The sequence below is a fragment of the Duganella sp. CF402 genome (assembly GCF_900109645.1).
GTDB lineage: Bacteria > Pseudomonadota > Gammaproteobacteria > Burkholderiales > Burkholderiaceae_D > Rugamonas.
Genome location: NZ_FOBG01000001.1, coordinates 3161753 through 3180974 on the forward strand (window position 1 = coordinate 3161753; position 19222 = coordinate 3180974).

Consider the following 19222-nt stretch of genomic DNA (forward strand, 5'->3'; position numbering starts at 1 on the left):
TGTGTACCCTCGTTGATTGTAATTAGTTGGCCAGCGCCTTGGTGATGACCTCGGACACGTCATTCGACAGCTTGCGTTTGGCGACTTTTTCCAGCGCCTGTTTCATCTTGGCTTGCAGCGCCGGCACGTAACGGCGCCAGCGGTCCATGCCGCGCGCCAGGCGTGCCGCCACTTGCGGGTTGATCGCATCGAGCTTGATCACGTACTCGGCCCAGAATTCATACGCGCTGCCATCGGCCGCGTGGAATTGCGACGGGTTGCCGCTGATGAAGTTGAAGATCAGCGCACGCGCGCGGTTCGGCGTTTTCAGCGTGAAGGCCGGATGTTCCATCAGCTTGCGCACCGCGTCCACCTTGGTGGTCGGCGCGGCGGCCTGCATGGCGAACCACTTGTCGATCACCAGCGCTTCGTTTTCGAAATCGTCGTAGAACGCCTTCAAGTACGGCCCCGCTTCCGCGCCGCTGTGGATCAGGGCCACCAGCGCGGCCGAGCGATCGGTCATGTTGGAGGCGTTTTCAAACTGCTGCTGCGCGAGCTGGATCTCCGCCTGCTCCGGCGCCACCATCAGGTAGGACAGGCACAGGTTCTTCAACGCGCGCTTGCCGGCCGACAGCGCATCCGGGCTGTACTCGCCCGGCGTCTGGTTGGCGTGGTATTGCGCCAGCAGTTCGCTCTTCAGCGCCGCGCCGATGGTGCGGCGCATGAACTGGCGTGCGGCGTGGATGGCGTGCGGATCCACCACATCCATCTGCTCGGCGATGATGGTTTCCGACGGCAGGATCAGCGCCAGTTCGCGGAATGCCGGGTCCAGCGTTGCATCGGTCAGCACGGCGCGCATGGCGTTGATGAAGGTGCTGTCCAGTTTCAGGTTGGCGCCGCCGCCGGTGGCCACTTGCTTGGTCAGCTTGAGCAGGCGTTCCATCGCCAGGCGCTGGCCGGCTTCCCAGCGGTTGACCGGGTCGCTGTCATGGCTGAACAGGTGCAGCAGTTCGTCGTCGGTGTAGTCGTATTCGAGGATCACCGGCGCGGAAAAATCGCGCAGGATGGATGGAATCGGACGCTCGTCGACATTGCGGAAGCGGAAGATCTGCTCTTGCTCGGTCAGTTCCAGCACCACCGTGGTGGCGTTTTTGGCGTGCTTGCCGTTTTCCAGCGTCAGCGGCAGGTCTTTGCCGTTGGCGCCCAGCAGGCCCACCGCCACCGGGATGTGGAATAGCAGCTGGTCGGCCTGGCCGCGCTGCGACAGGATGATGTCGAAGTTGCGCTTGACCGCGTCGTAGCGGGTGCGCGCGGTGACCACCGGCGTGCCGGCTTGCGAGTACCAGCGTTCAAACTGGGTCAGGTCGCGGCCGTTGGCGTCGGCCATCGCGGCGCGGAAGTCGTCGCATTCAACGGCCTGGCCGTCGTGGCGCTTGAAGTACAGGTCCATGCCTTTGCGGAAGCCGTCGCGGCCCAGCAAGGTCTGGTACATGCGCACCACTTCCGCGCCTTTTTCGTACACGGTCACGGTGTAGAAGTTGTTGATCTCAACGAAGGAGTCCGGACGCACAGGGTGCGACATCGGGCCCGCGTCTTCCGGGAACTGCGCCTGGCGCAGCGTGCGCACCTGGTCGATGCGGGTGACGGCGCGGCCGCTGTCGGTGCCGATCATGTCGGCGCTGAATTCCTGGTCGCGGAACACGGTCAGGCCTTCCTTCAGCGACAGCTGGAACCAGTCGCGGCAGGTCACGCGGTTACCGGTCCAGTTGTGGAAGTATTCGTGGCCGACCACGGCTTCGATGCCGGCGTAGTCGACGTCGGTAGCGGTGCGTGGGTTGGCCAGCACGAACTTGGTGTTGAAGATGTTGAGGCCCTTGTTTTCCATCGCGCCCATGTTGAAGTCGCCCACGGCGACGATCATGAAGCGGTCCAGGTCCAGCTCCAGGCCGAAGCGCTCTTCGTCCCAGCGGATCGAGTTCTTCAGCGACTGCATGGCGTAGTCGGTCTTGTCGAGGTTGCCCTCTTCCACCCACACTTGCAGCAGCACGTCGCGGCCGTCGGCCAATTTGAAGGTCTCTTCCTGGCACACCAGCCTGGCGGCAACCAGAGCAAAGAGATACGATGGCTTCTTGAACGGGTCTTCCCACTTGGCGTAGTGGCGGCCGTCGCCGAGGTCGCCCTCTTCGACTAGATTACCGTTGGACAGCAGCACCGGGTAGGCGGCCTTGTCGGCGCGCAGCATCACGGTGTACTTGGCCATCACGTCCGGACGGTCCGGGAAGAAGGTGATGCGGCGGAAGCCTTCGGCCTCGCACTGGGTGAAGAAGTTGCCGTTCGAGACGTACAGGCCGGACAGCGTGGTGTTCTCCACCGGCGCGCAGATGGTTTCGATTTCCAGCACCACCTCGGCCGGAGCGCTGCGGATGGTCAGCGACGAGGCGGTCAGTTCATAGTCGCCGGCGCTCAGCAGCTTGCCGTTCAGGCGGATTTGCACCAGTTCGATTTCCTCGCCATGCAGCACGATATCGTGGCTCTTCGACGCCGGGTTCTGGCGCAGGGTGATGCGGTTGGCGACCACGGTGCGGGCCGGGGCCAGGTCGAAACCCAGTTCCACGGTATCAACCAGGTAGGCGGGCGGGGTGTAGTCTTTGCGGAAAATCGTCGTTGGGCTGCTGTCGTTGCGCATGGGGGCTCTGGGATGGACGGAGGCAAAAGCTTATTTTACCAATACCAGTGATTGAAAACTAACCTAACTGTAAGTTGCTGCTTTCCACGGTGGGGTAACATTCTGTAATAATCATGCAAGCTCCAGACCTGCGTCATACACTGAGTTCTGGGAAATACCGTCTTACTGAGAGGGCACCACCATGAAACATCTCGCCATCCTGGCGACTGCCGCCGTCATGCTGCTCAGCGGCTGCGCCACTACCATCAGCAGCAATGTGACCGCTTTCAATGCGTGGCCGGCCGATATCGCCGACAAATCCTATGCCTTCGAGGCGCCGCAGGGTGCGGACGATACGCTGGAATACCGCAACTACCAGGTGCTGGTGGCCAAGGAACTGGGCAAGCTGGGCTTCCAGCAAGTGCAAGACAACCAGCAACCTAAATTGCTCGTCGGCATGAAATTCTTTACGGTCGACCATCCGGTGCGCGTGCTGCAAACCGAGGATCCGTTCATGGGACCGTACTGGGGTCCGGGCTGGGGCCGCTACCCGTACTGGGGTTATTCGCGCTGGGCGTATCGCCCGTTCTTCTACGATCCGTACCGCTTCGGTCCGCCGATGTATGTGGAAGAACGCATCAAGCATCAGTACCAGCGCCAGCTGCGCGTGACCATCAACAACGTCAACGGCGCCAAGCTGTATGACGTGACGGTGCAGAACACCAGCAGCGTGCAAGCGACGCCGTACGTGATGCCGGCGCTGGTGCAAAGCGCGTTCACCGGTTTCCCCGGCCAGAACGGCGTGCCGCGCACCATCGACATCACGCTCGAGCCGAAGGCCGAGAAAGCTGAAGTCGTCACCCCGCCTAAAGCCGGTTAAGCCTCACATCCGGCGCTTGAGCCAGAGTGGCAGCAGCCACCAGGCGCACAGCACCAATACCGCCATCAGGGCTGACACGATCAGCCCGATGGCGAATCCAAACACTTCCGACATCACCAGATTGGTCCCCAGCACCAGGGCAATCGCCAGCGCAAACGCGCCGGCCACGACCTGGCGCGTCGCCACGCGCTTGAAGCCGGCGCGGTCCTTCAAGGGCCGCATCAGGCGGTGCTGGATGGCCGGTGCGCTGAGCAGCACCAGGCTGGCCAGCGAGAACAGGAAGGTCGCCAGGAACAGCTGCTTCTCCCAATGCACGATCTGCGAGAAGCCGGTGTTGAACGGCAAAATAATCAGGAAGGCCGACAGCATCTGCGCGCCCGGCAACAGGATGCGGGTCTCGCTCAGCAAGTCGGTGAAGTCACCATCGTCATCCGGTGCTTCCGGCTGCGCGCTCATGGCAACAGGATGGAAGAGCCGGTGGTTTTGCGGGCTTCGAGGTCGATGTGGGCCTGGCGCACGTCGGCCAGGGCGTAGCGCTGGCGGATGTCGATCTTGACTTCGCCGCTGCCGACCACGCCGAACAGCGACTTGGCCGACGCTTCCAGGTCCTCGCGCTTGGCCATGTAGGCCATCAGCGACGGGCGGGTGATGAACAGCGAGCCACGGCTGGCCAGTTCATTCAGTCCGAACGGCGGCACCGGCCCGGAGGCGTTGCCGAAGCTGACCATCGTGCCCAGTGGCTGCAGGCAGTCGAGCGAGCCGATGAAGGTGTCTTTGCCGATGGAGTCATACACCACCGACACGCCCTTGCCGCCGGTGAGCTCCTTCACGCGTTCGGTGAAGTTTTCCTTGTTGTAGTTGATGACGTGGTTGGCGCCGTTCTCGATCGCCAGCGCGGCCTTTTCTTCCGAGCCGACGGTGCCGATCAGGTTCACGCCCATCACGCGCGCCCACTGGCAGGCGATCAGGCCGACGCCGCCGGCGGCGGCATGGAACAGCACCGTATCGCCGGCTTTCAGCGGCACGGTGCGGTGGAACAGGTACTGCACCGTCAGCCCTTGCAGCATCATGGCGGCGGCGGTTTCAAAGTCGATGTTTTTCGGCAGCACCAGCAGCTGCGAGGCCGGGATGTTGCGCGCTTCCGAGTAGGCGCCGAGCGGGCGGCCGCCGTAGGCTACGCGGTCGCCGACTTTCAAGTCTTCCACGCCCTCGCCCACTTCTTCCACCACACCGGCGCCTTCCACGCCCAGCGCGCCGGGCAGCGGCTGCGGATACAGGCCGGTGCGGTGGTAGACGTCGATGTAGTTGAGGCCAATAGCTTCATGGCGCATCCGCACTTCGCCCGGACCGGGCGGCGGCAGGTCCACCTCCACCAGTTCCATCACTTCGGGACCGCCCACGCGGTTCATGCGGATCGCCTTGACCATGATCGTGCTCCTTATTTCGCTGCGGATTGCTGAAGTTGCGACAGTACCAGATGTGCCGACGCCACGTTGGTCGCGCACGGCGTATTGTGCACGTCGCAGGCGCGCACCAGGGCGTTGATGTCCGGTTCGTGCGGCTGCGGCGTCATTGGATCGCGCAGGAAGATCACCACGTCGATCATGCCTTCCACCAGCAGGGAGCCGATCTGCAAGTCGCCGCCGAACGGGCCCGAGTGCTTGCGGTCCACCGTCAGGCCGACTTCATTGGCCAGGCGGCCGCCGGTGGTGCCGGTGGCAACCAGCTGGCAGGTCGAGAGGTAGGCCTTGTATTCGGTGGCCAGGGCGATCATGTCGTCTTTTTTCTTGTCGTGAGCAATCAGGGCAATGCGGGTCTTCATGTCTTGATCCTATTTTTTTGACAGCAGATAAATCCCGGACAGCACGAGCGCAGTTCCGCCCAGTTGCCAGGAGGTGACAGGCTCGCCCAGCAACAGCGCGCCCAGGAACAGCGTTGAAACGGGGCCGATCATACCAGCCTGCGAGGCGGTGCCAGCGCCGATGCGTTCGACCGCGATCATGGTCATGAACACCGGCGCCACCGTGCACAGCATGCCGTTAATCAGCGACAGGCCGTAGACCGGCAGCGGCTGCAACAGGCCGGAGGCCGGGCGCAGCAGGAAGAACTGGCCGACGCAGGCGACGGTCGACACGCACATGGCGTAGGACACCAGCCGCAGCGAACCGAGGCGCTTGACCATTTCGCCGGACAGCAGCAGGTAGGCGGCGTAGGCGGCGGCCGAGCCGGTGACCAGCGCCGCGCCCAGCGCGACATTGCTGCCGCCGCGCAGGTCGTGCAGGAACACCAGCACGATGCCGCAGTAGGAAATCGCCAGCGCCATCCACTGCTTGCGACCGATGTGGTGCTTGAGGATGGTGGAGCTGATCAGCAGGACGAAGGTGGGTGTCAGGAACAGGATCAGGCGCTCAAGGCCGACCGAGATGTATTGCAGGCCGAGGAAGTCGAGAAAGCTGGACAGGTAATAGCCGACCAGCCCGAGGCCAACGATGCGCCAGCGGTCGCTGCTGGAGAGCGGCGGCGCGCCGCGCGTCTTCCAGATGGCCACGGCGGCAAACACCGGCAGCGCGAACAGCATGCGGAAGGCGATGACGGTGACGGCGTCGAGCTGGTAGCGGTACAGCAGCTTGGCGACGATGGCCTTGGTGGAAAACAAAACCGAACCGGCGACGGCAATGCCGAGCCCGCTGAGAAAGGCGGCGCGCGTCAGCCCGCCGGGTGTGTTGCTTTTATCCATGCACAAATTGTAAGGCCTAAAGCCAAACCCCGCTCGCCAGCCCTTCATTTTGAGCCACGTCAATCTGATTGGTGATAGGCTGTGTGAGCATCTGTGAATGACCATTACGATAAAAAAGTACGTACGCAAGGATCAATCCACACCATTCCAGCAGTGGTACTCTCGACTGGACAGGCGTGCAATGGCCAAAGTATCGGCAGCGATATTTCGTCTTCAACAAGGAAATTTTTCGCAAGTTAAATGGTTCTCGGGCATCGGCGAATATGTCATTGACTGGGGCTCCGGCTACCGTATCTATCTCGCAAAAGACGATGAGGACGTGGTCATATTATTCGACGGTGGGACCAAGAAGCGCCAACAGATCGATATCACACGTGCCAAAAATTTACACGATGAATTCAAGTTACGGAAAAAGGCGAAAGACGGAGGAACATTATGGAACTAACTGCCGACTTTGAAACAGGCCTGATTGAACAAGTCCGACAGGATCCGCTTTTTGCCAACGCACTTCTTGATGAGGTCGGTGAATTAATTTTGGCGAAAGAGAATTTTCCCGCCCAAGGTATGCTGCGTGTATTGGTCAACGCTACGGTTGGACTTGATACACTCGCCGAAGCGCTATCCATGACGGGCCCATCACTGCGAAAATTGCTTTCGCAAGACACGGATATCGATACCGCCAGCTTGCAGGCCATAACACAGGCACTCAAGCTGGCATTGGGGGTAGCTGCTAGCTGATGGTCACTGCCGGGCTGCCGGCGGTAACGGTCGCGGTGGTGGTGCGGGCGATGACGGTGGCTGGAGCAGCAGTGCCGACCAGTTTGTTCACCTGCTTGAACTGCGCCGTCAGTTTTCCCGCTGTCAGCGTCACCAGCGTGTAACCCTGAGCATCGGTGTTCAAGTGCTTGAGCCACGGGTTGTTGCCCAGCGCGGACAGTTGCTGCGCCAGTGCCAGCAGGCTGATGTTGAAATCGCTGTTGGCTTGCAGGCCGGCCAGCACTGCCGTTACCGTCGCCTCCAGCTGCGCTTCCGGTACACCTTTGGCCGCAAGGCCGCTACGCAGCTGCACCCGGGTCTGCTCCAGCAACGATGCCAGCGTCGGCGCGGTCTTGCCCATCGTGTAGTCCAGCAGGTTGAAGCTCAGGTTGATCGTGCCCAGGCCCGTCACCGGCACCGCCAGGGGATAGGACACCAGCGTGCCGATATCACCCAGCGTCGATGCCGCATCGCGCAGATAGCTGAAGAACGAGTCCGAGCTGATGCCGGCCGATACAAGGTCCACCATCACCGGCGTGCCGCCGCCGGCCGCATCGAAATCATCATTCACCGTGCCGGCGAAGAAGGAGTGAATATCGCCCGTCAGCGCTACCACGTTGCCGATGTTGTTGGTCTTCAGGTGCGCCATCAGCGTTTTGCGCTCGGTGTTGTAGCCGTCCCACTGGTCGCAGTTGAGCAGGAAGCGCGTGAAGAACGCTGCCAGCGCCTCCTTCTTGCCTGACGCCGCCACGAAGGCCGAATTGGCCTCGTTGGCCTGGACTTCCGGCTTGATGTAGCCAAAGGCGATAGTCTGCGCCGCCGCTGCCGCCAGTTGCGCAGGGGTGGCAGGTACGATGCCGCTGCCGGCGATGATGGTCTTGCCGTAGGTCGCCACCGCGATCGACGCTTGTGCTGCCGTCAGGCCGGCTTTCACGCCAGCTGCAGCCTGCGCGTCTGCCGCGCCGCCTGCCGCAGTCGCCGCAATGGCGCCCGCGCCGGCTTGCGCGACAGTGCCCGATGCGCCAGCCGTCACCGCCGCCACGATCGCGCCGGCGACGGCGAAGTTGCCGCCCGCCGCCGACGCCGTGCTGGCCACCGAGGTCGCCAGCGTGGGGACGGCGCTCAATGCCAGCAAGGTCGCCACCGCGTCCGTGCCGTTGAGGCCCATGCGCAGCAGGGACACTTCATTACCCCACAATTTCCAGGTCGCGGTGGCGGACTTCATCTTGTCCATCCACCACTGGCGCTGGGTGTTGCCAAGGATGGTGGCGGTGGTCAGCGGATCGAGGCCGATGGTTTTGGCGCCGGCCATCTTCTGCGCTTCCACGCTGTCGAACAAGTCCTGCGGCACCAGGTAGCGCGAGCCGATGCGGCCCAGCGGTTTGCCAGTGGCCGGGTTCACCGACGATTCCGGAATGATGTGGTCCGCGCGGTACAGACGTTCGTCGGTCATCACCAGCTGCATCAGCTTACCGAACTGGAAGTCGCGGTAGATCTTGATGTTCTGGAAGCCGGTGGCGGCCGAGTCCAGCGCCACGTCGGCCGCCATGAACTCAAACCAGGCCTGGTTGGCGTTGCGGCGGCGCGGGGTCTGGTGCAGGTCCGAGCCGTCGACGTTGAAGGAGCCGTCGTAGGTTTGCGCATCCTGCCACGCATCGTCCGAGAACTCGTGATCGTCCCAGATGGCAATGAAGGCGAAGCGCTCGTGCAGCGCCTGCAGGCGCGTATCGGTGCGGTATTTCTTGTACAGGTAGCGGTAATCGGCCAGCGTGCTGGCGTACTTGGCGCCCGAGGTGCCGTTCTTGTAGACGCCGTCCGGCAGCACCAGCGCGTCGTGGCGGCTTTCCACCGCGCCCAGTTGGAAATCCTCGCCTACGGTCTCGTAGATGTAGTCGCCCAGGTGAACGATGAAGTCGAGGTTCTCGGCGGCGATGGCGCTCATCGCACCCCAATGGTTGACGCTCCAGTCCTGGCACGTCATGTAGACGAACTGCAGTTGCGAGACGTCGGCATCGGCCGCCGGCGCAGTCTTGAAGCGGCCGACATTGGAGCGGTTGTCGCCGGCAATGAACTGGTAGTAGTACGTGGTCGCCGCCGACAGGCCGGTCAGCTTGTGGCGCACGGTGTTGTCGTACAGCGCTTGCAGCGGCAGCGAGACGTCGGCCACGGTGGTCCCGCTCAGCGCCGCGTTGCTGCCGAGCGCCTTGCTGTTGTCGGCCGAGGTGACCACCAACCGGATCGAGGCATCGGCGCCGCCCGCCACCACCGCCACGTTGTCGGCCGATGCCGGCACGGCGCGCGTCCACAGCAGGATGCTGTCGGCGCGCGGGTCGCCCGAGGCCACGCTTTGCGGGAATTTCCACGCGCCGCTGGCCGCCGGCAGTTCGCTGCCCGCGCCGCCGCTGCCGCCACACGCGCTCAAGCCGGCGCCCGAGGCCACCGATACCGTGATAAAGCTGCCGAATTTCAGAAACTGCCGTCGATCCATGTCCGCTCCCGCTGCAATAATGTCAAAAAAGTAAACACTAGCAGCAGGATATGACAGCCGCCCTACAAAAAGTGGAGCGTGCCCTCTAGCGTGGGCGCAGGGCGGGGCCGACGGTTTTTGACTAGCCTCTTATGCTAGAATACCGCCCTCACCGCACACCAATGACTCACCGCCGAAGGAAGACCGAACATGGCTGGACACAGCAAATGGGCCAACATTAAGCACAAAAAGGCAGCAACTGACGCGAAACGCGGCAAGATCTGGACCCGCCTCATCAAGGAAATCACTGTAGCAGCCCGCATGGGCGGCGGCGATATCGCGTCCAATCCACGCCTGCGCCTGGCTATCGACAAGGCGGCCGACGCCAATATGCCGAAGGATAACGTGCAGCGCGCGATCACGCGCGGCACCGGCGGCGAGGACGGCGCGTCGTACGAAGAGGTACGCTACGAAGGCTACGGGATCGGCGGCGCGGCCATCATCGTCGACTGCATGACCGACAACCGCGTGCGTACCGTGGCTGAAGTGCGTAACGCCTTCAACAAAAACGGCGGCAATATGGGCAACGAAGGCTCGGTGGCCTTCATGTTCAAGCACTGCGGCCAGTTCCTGTTCGCACCAGGCACGAATGAAGACGCGCTGATGGAAGCCGCGCTGGAAGCCGGCGCCGAGGACGTGGTCACCGACGAAGAAGGCGGCATTGAAGTGCTGTGCGGCCCACACGATTTCGCCAACGTCAAAGACGCGCTGGAAGCCAAGGGTTTCAAGGCCGAAGTGGCCGAGATCATCATGAAGCCGGACGCGGTTACCGCAGTCACCGGCGACAACGCAATCAAGATGCAGAAACTGCTGGACGCGCTGGAAGCGCTGGACGATGTGCAGGAAGTGTATTCGAACGTTGAAATCCAGGACTGAGGACTTATGAAAATTTTGGTAGTCGGCTCCGGCGGCCGTGAACACGCGCTGGCATGGAAACTGGCGCAATCCGAGCGCATCCAGATGGTGTACGTGGCCCCCGGTAACGGCGGCACCGCACGCGACGCGCGCCTGGTCAACGTCAACATCACCGACCTGCACGAGCTGGCCAACTTCGTCGAGAGCGAAGGCATCAGTCTGACCGTGGTCGGCCCGGAAACCCCGCTGGCCGGCGGCATCGTCAACCTGTTCCGCGCGCGCGGCCTGAAAGTATTCGGCCCAACGAAAGAAGCGGCGCAGCTGGAGTCGTCGAAGGACTTCGCCAAGGCCTTCATGCAGCGCCACGGCATCCCGACCGCCAAATACCAGACTTTCTCGGACGTGGCGCAAGCCCACGCCTACATCGACGCCAACGGCGCACCGATCGTCATCAAGGCCGACGGCCTGGCCGCCGGCAAAGGCGTAGTGGTGGCGATGACGCTGGAAGAAGCGCATGCCGCAGTGGACCACATGCTGTCCGATAACGCCTTTGGCGACGCCGGCGCGCGCATCGTGATCGAAGAATTCCTGGCTGGCGAAGAAGCCAGCTTCATCGTCATGTGCGACGGCAAAAACGTCCTGCCGCTGGCTACCAGCCAGGATCACAAGCGCCTCAAGGACAACGACGAAGGCCCGAACACCGGCGGCATGGGTGCCTACTCGCCTGCCCCGATCGTGACGCCGGCCATGCACGCCCGCGTGATGCGCGAGATCATCAACCCGACCATCGCCGGCATGGCGAAGGACGGTATCGTCTTCACCGGCTTCCTGTACGCCGGCCTGATGATCGACGCCGCTGGCAATCCGCGCACGCTGGAATTCAACTGCCGCATGGGCGACCCTGAAACGCAACCGATCATGTCGCGCCTGAAGACCGACCTGGTGACCGTGATGGAACACGCCGTCAACGGCACGCTGGATCAAGTGGAACTGGAATGGGACCGCCGCACCGCCGTAGGCGTGGTACTGGCCGCCGCCGGCTATCCGGACGCGCCGTTGAAAGGCGCCGTGATCGAAGGCATCCCGGCCGAAACGCCGGAATCGGTGACCTTCCACGCCGGCACCGCCGACGTCAACGGTCAGTTGCAAGTCACCGGCGGCCGCGTGCTGTGCGTGGTCGGTCTGGCCGACAGCATCAAGCTGGCGCAGAAAGCGGCTTACGAAGTGGTCGATCAGATCAGCTTCGAAGGCATGCAGTGCCGCCGCGATATCGGCTGGCGAGGCCTGAAACACTAAGATGACCAATCCGAATCCTGCGGCAGTCAAAGCCTGGCTGCTCGATCTGCAAACCCGCATCGTGCAAGCGTTGGAGGCCGTCGACGGCCAGTCCTTCCTGCGCGATGAGTGGCAGCGCGCCGAAGGCGGCGGCGGGATTTCGCGTCTGGTCGAAGAAGGCAATGTGATTGAACGCGGCGGGGTGAATTTCTCTCACGTGCTGGGCGCCAAACTGCCGCCATCGGCGTCGGCGCACCGCCCGGACATCGGCGGCAATCCGTGGGAAGCAATGGGTGTATCGCTGGTGATCCACCCGCGTAACCCATACGCCCCGACGGTGCACATGAACGTGCGCTTCTTCAGCACCACCAACGCAGCCGGCGAGCCGGTATGGTGGTTCGGCGGCGGCATGGATCTGACGCCGTACTATGGCAACAAAGAAGACGCGAAGCACTTCCACCAGACCTGCCGCAACGCCCTCGCCCCTTTCGGCGACGACCTGCACGGCAAGTTCAAACAGTGGTGCGACGAGTACTTCTACCTGAAACACCGTCAGGAAGCGCGCGGCGTGGGCGGTATCTTCTTCGATGACCACAGCGCCGGCGGTTTCGAGCAAAGCTTCGCCATGACGCAAAGCGTGGGCGACGCCTTCCTCAAGGCTTACCTGCCAATCCTGGAAGCGCGCAAGGACACGCCGTACGGCGAGCGCGAACGCGATTTCCAGGCTTACCGGCGCGGCCGCTATGTCGAATTCAATCTGGTATTCGACCGTGGCACCCTGTTTGGCCTGCAATCGGGCGGCCGCACCGAAGCGATCCTGATGTCGATGCCGCCGATCGTCAAATGGCGCTATCGCTGGGAGCCTGAAGCCGGATCGCCGGAAGCGGCGCTGTATTCCGACTTCCTGCCACACCGCGACTGGCTCGCCGCGTGACGATGGCCTACCGCATCGCACTGCTGGGAGGCAGCTACGATCCGGTGCACCTAGGTCACGTCGCGCTGGGCGAGTACTTCGCCAATCTGCTGCAAGTTGACCAGTTGCGCGTGATCCCGACCGGACTGCCGTGGCAAAAATCCACGCTGAAAGCCTCGTCGCAGCAGCGCGCCGACATGGTGGCGCTGGCCTTTGCCGGCCAGCCGTTCAGCGTGGCGGTCGACATGCAGGAGATCGCGCGCGGCGCCCAGGGGCTGCCGACTTACACTATCGATACGCTGCGCAATGTGCGCGACGAATTGGGGCCGCAGGCCTCGGTGGCCTTTTTAATGGGCGCCGACCAGCTGCAGCGGCTCGACACCTGGCACGAATGGCAGTCGCTGTTCGACTACGCCCATATCTGCGTAGCGGCTCGGCCAGGGTATGACATCGCCACCGCCGGCCTGCCGCCGGCCGTGGCACAGGCGTTTTCCAGCCGTTTGGGAACGCCGGAACAAATCCGTAGCACGCCGCATGGTCTGACGTATCTGGCACAGGACTTCGCGGTGGATATCTCCGCAACCCGGATACGTGCGGCATTACAACGGGGGGAAGTGGCAAACTCGCTTATCCCGCCGCTAGTGCTAGACTATATTGAACAACACAATCTATACAAAAGCTAAATGGACATCAAAAAACTGCAAACCCTGGTCGTTGACGCCCTCGAAGACGTTAAGGCCCAAGATATCGTCCTGTTCGACACGACTCACCTGACCAGCCTGTTCGACCGCATCGCCATCGCCTCCGGTACCTCCAACCGCCAGACCAAGGCGTTGGCGGCTTCGGTGCGCGACAAGATCAAAGCCGCCGGCGGCGAAGTCTATGGCATGGAAGGCGAGGACACCGGTGAATGGGTGCTGGTCGACCTGGGTGACATCATCGTCCACATCATGCAAGCACCGATCCGCGCCTACTACCGCCTGGAAGAAATCTGGGGCGACAAGCCGGTGAAACTGGGCGCCGCCAAGCGCAAAGGCACCAAGGAAGCTGAAGAGGCCGAGCCGAAGAAGATCAGCAGCCACTTGGCCGCCGGTAAAAAGGCCGTCGCCGCTACCCCGGTGGTCGAGAAAAAAGCCGCCGTGCGCAAGCCAGCCGCCGCCAAGACCACCGCCACCAGCGCGACCAAAAAAACCGCCGCCAAGCCAGCCGCCGTCCCAGCCGGCAAGAAGATCAAGGTCGGCGCACCGAAGGCTACCGTCGCTGCTGTGAAAGCACTGAAAGCTACGGCCAAGCCACGTGCTGCCAAGCCGAAGGCGGAAGAAGCCCCGGCCAAGACCGTCATCAAGCGTATTAAAAAAGCTGCCGAGTAAGGCGGCGCTATGCAGCTGATTATCGCTGCGGTCGGCCACAAAATGCCGGCCTGGATCGAAACCGGCTACGCCGAGTATGTGAAGCGCATGCCGCCGGAACTGAAGATCGTGCTGAAGGAAATCAAGCCGGTCGAACGTTCGGGCAGCAAGACCGCCGCCACCGCGATGGCGCTCGAACGCGAGCGCATCGAGGCGGCGCTGCCGAAGTCGGTGCGCATCATCGCCCTCGACGAACGCGGCAAGGACCTCACTTCCGTGGGCTTGTCGCAACAGCTGGAGGCGTGGCAGCAGGACGGCCGCGACACGGCTTTCCTGATCGGCGGCGCCGACGGCCTCGATCCAGCGTTGAAGGCGCGTGCCGAAGGGCTGATCAGGATTTCCAGTATGACCCTGCCGCATGGTATGGTGCGGGTGATGCTGGCCGAGCAGTTGTACCGTGCCTGGACCATTACGCAGAACCACCCTTATCACCGCGTCTAACAACAACCATATGAAACCGGTCGACAAGAAGATTTACCTAGCTTCCAAAAGCCCGCGCCGGCGCGAACTGCTGCGCCAGGTCGGGATCGATTTTGAATTGCTGCTGCTGCGCAGCGACGGCCCGCGCGGCCCGGACGTGACCGAGGAGGTCACCCCCGGCGAAGCGCCGATGGATTACGTGGCCCGCGTCTCGCTGGAAAAAGCCAAGTTCGCCGCCAACCTGGTGGTCCAGCGCCGCATGGCGCCGCGCGCCGTGCTGTCGGCCGACACCACCGTCACCATCGACGGCGCCATTCTCGGCAAACCCGCCAATCCGGCCGAAGCCACAGCCATGCTGCAGCAGCTGTCGGGCCGTACCCATCAGGTGCTGACCTCGATCGCGGTGGCCTCGCCCGACTTCACCGGCCAGATCACCCAGGTATCGGACGTGCGCTTCGGCGTGCTGTCGCCGGCTGCCATCGCGGCCTACTGCGCCACCTCCGAGCCTTACGACAAGGCCGGCGCCTATGGCATCCAGGGGCCGGCGGCGGTGTTCATCGAACACATCACCGGCAGCCATTCCGGCATCATGGGCCTGCCCATCTACGAAACCGTGCAACTGCTGCGCCAAGCCGGTTTGCCGCTGCCGTAATGCCCGTGTATGATCGGGCCATGAACGAAGATATCCTGATCAACATCACACCACAAGAGACTCGGGTCGCCCTCATCGTGCAGGGCGCCGTGCAGGAACTCCACATCGAACGCACCCTCACGCGCGGACTGGCCGGCAACGTTTATTCCGGCAAGGTGGTGCGCGTGCTGCCCGGCATGCAGTCGGCCTTCATCGACATCGGACTGGAACGCGCGGCCTTCCTGCACGTGGCCGACATCTGGGAAGCGCGTCCGCACGACGGCGGCAACAACGCCGCGCCGACGCCGATCGAGAAGATCCTGTTCGACGGCCAGGTGCTGACGGTGCAAGTGATCAAGGATCCGATCGGCACCAAGGGCGCGCGCCTGTCGACCCAGATTTCGATCGCGGGGCGCATGCTGGTCTACCTGCCGCAGGACGGGCACATCGGCATCTCGCAGAAAATTGAAAAGGAAGCCGACCGCGAAGCGCTGCGGGCGCGCCTGCAAAGCCTGCTGCCGGCGGACGAAAAAGGCGGCTACATCGTGCGCACGCAGGCGGAAGACGCGTCGGACGCCGACATCGCGGCCGACGTGGAATACCTGCGCAAGACCTGGGCCGCGATCACCCACGGCGCGCGCACCAAGCCGGCCACCACCCTGCTGCACCAGGACTTGAGCCTGGCCCAGCGCGTGCTGCGCGACTTCGTGCATGACGAGACGGCCACCATCCAGGTCGACTCGCGCGAGAATTATGTGAACCTGCAGGAGTTCGGCAAGGCTTATACACCGGGCGTGCTGCCACGGCTGAATCACTACACCGGTGAGCGTCCGCTGTTCGATTTGTACGGCGTCGAGGAAGAAATCCTGCGCGCGCTGGGGCGGCGCGTCGACCTGAAGTCGGGCGGCTACCTGATCGTCGACCAGACCGAGGCCATGACCACCATCGACGTCAACACCGGCGGCTTTGTCGGCGGGCGCAATTTTGCCGACACGATTTTCAAGACCAACCTGGAAGCGGCGCATGCGATCGCGCGCCAGCTGCGGCTGCGCAACCTGGGCGGCATCATCATCCTCGACTTCATCGACATGGAAAACACCGAGCATCGCAACGCGGTGTTGAGCGAGTTGAAGAAAGCCTTGTCGCGCGACCGCACCAAAGTGTCGGTCAGCGGCTTCTCGGCGCTGGGGCTGGTGGAGATGACGCGCAAGCGCACGCGCGAATCGCTGGCGCACATTTTGTGCGAGCCGTGCCCGGCCTGCAACGGCCGTGGGCAGGTGAAAACTTCACGCACCATCTGCTACGAAATCCTGCGCGAGCTGCTGCGCGAAGCCAAGCAGTTCAACCCGCGCGAATTCCGCATTTTGGCATCGCAGGAAGTGGTCGACCTGTTCCTCGAAGAAGAGTCCCAGCACCTTGCCATGCTGGGCGATTTCATCGGCAAAAAAATCTCGCTGCAAGTCGAGAACAGCTACCACCAGGAACAGTACGACGTTATCCTAATGTGACGGCTTTTTGAAGCGCAGTACGAAGCGGTCGGTTTTGCCGCGCACGGCGGGGTCGAAGATTTTCAGCTGATGGTCGTCGCCCGGTACTGCCAGCACGGTGGTTTCGCCATCGAGCACGAAGCCCGCTTTTAGCACCTCGGCCTTGACCGCTTCTGGATCGATGCGGTGCAGGTCTTCGGTATTTTTCAAGCCGCTGCCCGCGACTGCCGCGTGGTCTGCCACGATGTAGTAGCCGCCCGGTTTCAGGCGCTTGAAGACGGCCTGGTTGAAGGCGTTCACGTCGGCGCCTTTCATAAAGCTGTCGTGCAGGTCGTGGTAATTCTCGAAGGTCCAGAAGACGTCGACTTTGTTGTATAGATCCGTTTGCGGCTGCTCGGCGGCGGGATAGGACGTCGCTTCGACGTTGCCATGACCCGGTTCGGACGAAATGGCTTTGGCCAGCGCCAGCGGATCGGATTTGAAGCCGGTGATTTCGGCCGGCACGTAGGCGTAGACTTTGCCGTTAGGCCCCACCAGCGTCGAGAACAGGCGCGACCAGTAGCCGCCACCCGGCCAGATATCCACCACCACGTCGCCCTTTTTCACTTTGGAGAACGCCAGCAGTTCCGCCGGCAGGCGCACGCTGTCCTGCTGAACATCTTTTTCGGGACGTGCTTTATCAGTAACCGCCGATGACGGCGTCTGCGCCTGCGCTGGCAGCGACAGCAGCAACGGCGTGAGTGCCAGCATCGCCAGCGTGGACTTCAAGAACAATGCAGATTTCATGGATCGGACCTTTCCTGAGTTTCCGCGCCCGTCGCGCGGCTGCGCTATCTTACTCCGCCCATAAAAAAAGCTCGCCGAAGCGAGCTTTCGTTGAACCGAACCGGTCTTAGAACTGGTTCATGGTGTTGTCTTTACCAGCGGCCTTCAGGGCTGCTTCGCCGCTGAAGTAGTCTTTGTGGTCATCGCCGATGTCCGAGCCGGACATGTTCTGGTGCTTGACGCAGGCGATGCCTTGACGGATCTCTTTACGCTGCACGCCAGCCACGTAGCCCAGCATGCCCTGGTCGCCGAAGTATTCCTTGGCCAGGTTGTCGGTCGACAGCGCGGCGGTGTGGTAGGTCGGCAGCGTGATCAGGTGGTGGAAGATGCCGGCTTCGCGGGCGGCGTCCGCCTGGAAGGTGCGGATCTTCTCGTCGGCCACCTTGGCCAGCACGGTCTCGTCGTACTCGACACTCATCAGTTGCGAACGCTCGTAGTTCGACACGTCCTGGCCGGCAGCCTTCATCGCGTCGTAGGCCTGCTGACGGAAGTTCAGGGTCCAGTTGAACGATGGGCTGTTGTTGTACACCAGCTTGGCGTTCGGGATGACCTTGCGGATTTCGCTGACCATGCCGCCGATCTGGGCGATGTGCGGTTTCTCGGTTTCGATCCACAGCAGGTCGGCGCCGTTTTGCAGCGAGGTGATGCAATCGAGTACGCAGCGTGCCTCGCCGGTGCCGGCGCGGAACTGGAACAGGTTGCTTGGCAGGCGCTTAGGACGCAGCAGTTTGCCGTCGCGCTTGATGATGACGTCGCCGTTGCCCAGCGCGTCGGCCGAGACTTCGTCGCAGTCCAGGAAGGAGTTGTACTGGTCGCCCAGGTCGCCAGGGGTGTTGGTGACGGCGATCTGCTTGGTCAGGCCGGCGCCCAGCGAGTCGGTACGGGCCACGATGATGCCGTCGTCCACGCCCAGTTCCAGGAAGGCGTAGCGGATGGCGCGGATCTTGGCCAGGAAGTCTTCGTGCGGCACGGTGACTTTACCATCCTGGTGACCGCATTGCTTCTCGTCCGATACCTGGTTCTCGATCTGGATGCAGCAGGCGCCGGCTTCGATGAACTGCTTGGCCAGCAGGTAGGTCGCTTCGGCGTTGCCAAAGCCGGCGTCGATGTCGGCGATGATAGGCACGACATGGGTCACGTGGTTGTCGATCTTCGATTGGATCGCGGCCTTTTCAGCAGCAGGCGCGGCGTCCAGCTGGCGGAACAGGCCGCCCAGTTCGCGGGCATCGGCCTGGCGCAGGAAGGTGTACAGCTCTTTGATCAGCGCCGAGACGGCGGTTTTCTCGTGCATCGACTGGTCTGGCAGCGGGCCGAATTCCGAGCGCAGTGCGGCAACCATCCAGCCCGACAGGTAGAGGTAGCGGCGGTCGGTGCTGTTGAAGTGCTTCTTGATCGAGATCATTTTTTGCTGACCGATGAAACCGTGCCAGCAGCCCAGCGACTGGGTGTATTTCGATGGATCCTTGTCGTAGGCCTCCATGTCGGCGCGCATGATCTTGGCGGTGTACTTGGCGATATCCAGACCGGTCTTGAATTTGTTCTGGGCGCGCATGCGTGCGGCGGACTCGGGATTGATGGCGTTCCAGGCGGCGCCTTGTTGCTCTTTCAAACCAGCAACTGCCTTGATGTCGTCTTGGTACTGGGACATGGTGTATCTCCTAAAAGAAAAGTAAGTAAGTCTTCAAGCTAAGTCTTCGAGTGCCGAACTGCATGACTAAATAGTAGGCCATTCTGATGCGTTGCACAAAGTCTTATATAAGACATATAACTTAATTTATTTCCTTATTTTTCAATTAGTTAGATACGATTTTCCATGATACAAAATTACTTTTCAAAAAATGGAAAAAATCATGCGGCGGGCCA

19 protein-coding genes are annotated in these 19222 nt (G+C 62.2%); 11 read left to right on the plus strand and 8 right to left on the minus strand.

The genetic code is table 11. The annotated features are described in order from the left end of the window. Positions 1-22: 22 nt before the first annotated feature. Positions 23-2665, minus strand: coding sequence for an aminopeptidase N (gene pepN / locus BMZ70_RS14180; protein WP_092275304.1), 2643 nt, complete (start codon positions 2663-2665; stop codon positions 23-25). A gap of 181 nt (positions 2666-2846) precedes the next feature. Here pepN and BMZ70_RS14185 point away from each other — a divergent pair, with 181 nt between their 5' ends. Then, positions 2847-3524 (plus strand): DUF4136 domain-containing protein, encoded by a 678-nt coding sequence (locus BMZ70_RS14185; RefSeq protein WP_092275307.1) that lies wholly within the window; start codon positions 2847-2849, stop codon positions 3522-3524. Between the two features lie 3 nt (positions 3525-3527). Here the strand turns inward: BMZ70_RS14185 and BMZ70_RS14190 are convergent, their stop codons facing one another. Genes BMZ70_RS14190 through BMZ70_RS14205 form a run of 4 tightly spaced genes read right to left on the minus strand, consistent with a single transcriptional unit; the run spans position 3528 to position 6261 of the window. Next, on the minus strand, positions 3528-3980 hold the full coding sequence (locus BMZ70_RS14190) for a DUF6328 family protein (protein WP_092275310.1): 453 nt from the start codon (positions 3978-3980) through the stop codon (positions 3528-3530). Next, positions 3977-4951 (minus strand): quinone oxidoreductase family protein, encoded by a 975-nt coding sequence (locus BMZ70_RS14195; RefSeq protein ID WP_092275312.1) that lies wholly within the window; start codon positions 4949-4951, stop codon positions 3977-3979. Before BMZ70_RS14195 ends, BMZ70_RS14190 begins: the two co-directional genes overlap by 4 nt. A gap of 11 nt (positions 4952-4962) precedes the next feature. Then, on the minus strand, positions 4963-5346 hold the full coding sequence (locus BMZ70_RS14200) for a methylglyoxal synthase (protein WP_092275315.1): 384 nt from the start codon (positions 5344-5346) through the stop codon (positions 4963-4965). Positions 5347-5355: 9 nt separating this feature from the next. Continuing rightward, positions 5356-6261, minus strand: a complete 906-nt coding sequence (locus tag BMZ70_RS14205) for a DMT family transporter (RefSeq protein ID WP_092275318.1) — start codon at positions 6259-6261, stop codon at positions 5356-5358. Positions 6262-6358: 97 nt separating this feature from the next. Between BMZ70_RS14205 and BMZ70_RS14210 the strand changes: the two genes are divergently transcribed. Together BMZ70_RS14210 and BMZ70_RS14215 are read left to right on the plus strand one after the other, a co-directional pair. After that, entirely contained in the window at positions 6359-6706 is a 348-nt protein-coding gene (locus BMZ70_RS14210) for a type II toxin-antitoxin system RelE/ParE family toxin (RefSeq protein WP_092275321.1), read from the plus strand. After that, complete coding sequence (locus BMZ70_RS14215) at positions 6697-6999, plus strand: hypothetical protein (RefSeq protein ID WP_092275324.1); 303 nt, start codon at positions 6697-6699, stop codon at positions 6997-6999. The genes BMZ70_RS14210 and BMZ70_RS14215 overlap by 10 nt, the downstream gene beginning before the upstream one ends. On the opposite strand, the gene BMZ70_RS14220 is transcribed toward BMZ70_RS14215, so the two are convergent. Beyond that, positions 6992-9505, minus strand: coding sequence for an alkaline phosphatase D family protein (locus BMZ70_RS14220; RefSeq protein WP_092275327.1), 2514 nt, complete (start codon positions 9503-9505; stop codon positions 6992-6994). The two genes, BMZ70_RS14215 and BMZ70_RS14220, sit on opposite strands and share 8 nt — an antisense overlap. 189 nt (positions 9506-9694) lie before the next feature. Between BMZ70_RS14220 and BMZ70_RS14225 the strand changes: the two genes are divergently transcribed. Genes BMZ70_RS14225 through rng form a run of 8 tightly spaced genes read left to right on the plus strand, consistent with a single transcriptional unit; the run spans position 9695 to position 16555 of the window. Beyond that, positions 9695-10420, plus strand: coding sequence for a YebC/PmpR family DNA-binding transcriptional regulator (locus BMZ70_RS14225; RefSeq protein ID WP_092275330.1), 726 nt, complete (start codon positions 9695-9697; stop codon positions 10418-10420). Between the two features lie 6 nt (positions 10421-10426). Beyond that, positions 10427-11695: a phosphoribosylamine--glycine ligase gene (purD, locus tag BMZ70_RS14230; protein WP_092275333.1), complete on the plus strand. Its 1269-nt coding sequence runs from the start codon at positions 10427-10429 to the stop codon at positions 11693-11695. A gap of 1 nt (position 11696) precedes the next feature. Beyond that, positions 11697-12608: an oxygen-dependent coproporphyrinogen oxidase gene (gene hemF / locus BMZ70_RS14235; RefSeq protein WP_092275336.1), complete on the plus strand. Its 912-nt coding sequence runs from the start codon at positions 11697-11699 to the stop codon at positions 12606-12608. Positions 12609-12610: 2 nt separating this feature from the next. After that, complete coding sequence (locus BMZ70_RS14240) at positions 12611-13270, plus strand: nicotinate-nucleotide adenylyltransferase (RefSeq protein WP_092275339.1); 660 nt, start codon at positions 12611-12613, stop codon at positions 13268-13270. Continuing rightward, positions 13271-13957: a ribosome silencing factor gene (gene rsfS / locus BMZ70_RS14245; RefSeq protein ID WP_092275342.1), complete on the plus strand. Its 687-nt coding sequence runs from the start codon at positions 13271-13273 to the stop codon at positions 13955-13957. It begins immediately after the preceding gene. A 9-nt stretch (positions 13958-13966) separates the two neighbouring features. Continuing rightward, positions 13967-14437 (plus strand): 23S rRNA (pseudouridine(1915)-N(3))-methyltransferase RlmH, encoded by a 471-nt coding sequence (gene rlmH, locus BMZ70_RS14250; RefSeq protein WP_072789839.1) that lies wholly within the window; start codon positions 13967-13969, stop codon positions 14435-14437. A gap of 10 nt (positions 14438-14447) precedes the next feature. Continuing rightward, a complete protein-coding gene (locus BMZ70_RS14255; protein WP_092275345.1) occupies positions 14448-15068 on the plus strand; it encodes a Maf family protein in 621 nt (206 codons plus the stop codon). A 20-nt stretch (positions 15069-15088) separates the two neighbouring features. After that, positions 15089-16555, plus strand: a complete 1467-nt coding sequence (gene rng / locus BMZ70_RS14260) for a ribonuclease G (RefSeq protein WP_092277847.1) — start codon at positions 15089-15091, stop codon at positions 16553-16555. On the opposite strand, the gene BMZ70_RS14265 is transcribed toward rng, so the two are convergent. Then, the gene (locus tag BMZ70_RS14265) at positions 16547-17320 is read right to left on the minus strand and encodes a class I SAM-dependent methyltransferase (RefSeq protein ID WP_229205406.1); all 774 of its coding nucleotides are present in this window, start codon (positions 17318-17320) and stop codon (positions 16547-16549) included. The two genes, rng and BMZ70_RS14265, sit on opposite strands and share 9 nt — an antisense overlap. A gap of 106 nt (positions 17321-17426) precedes the next feature. Next, complete coding sequence (locus tag BMZ70_RS14270) at positions 17427-19007, minus strand: isocitrate lyase (protein WP_092275348.1); 1581 nt, start codon at positions 19005-19007, stop codon at positions 17427-17429. Positions 19008-19222 lie beyond the last annotated feature (215 nt).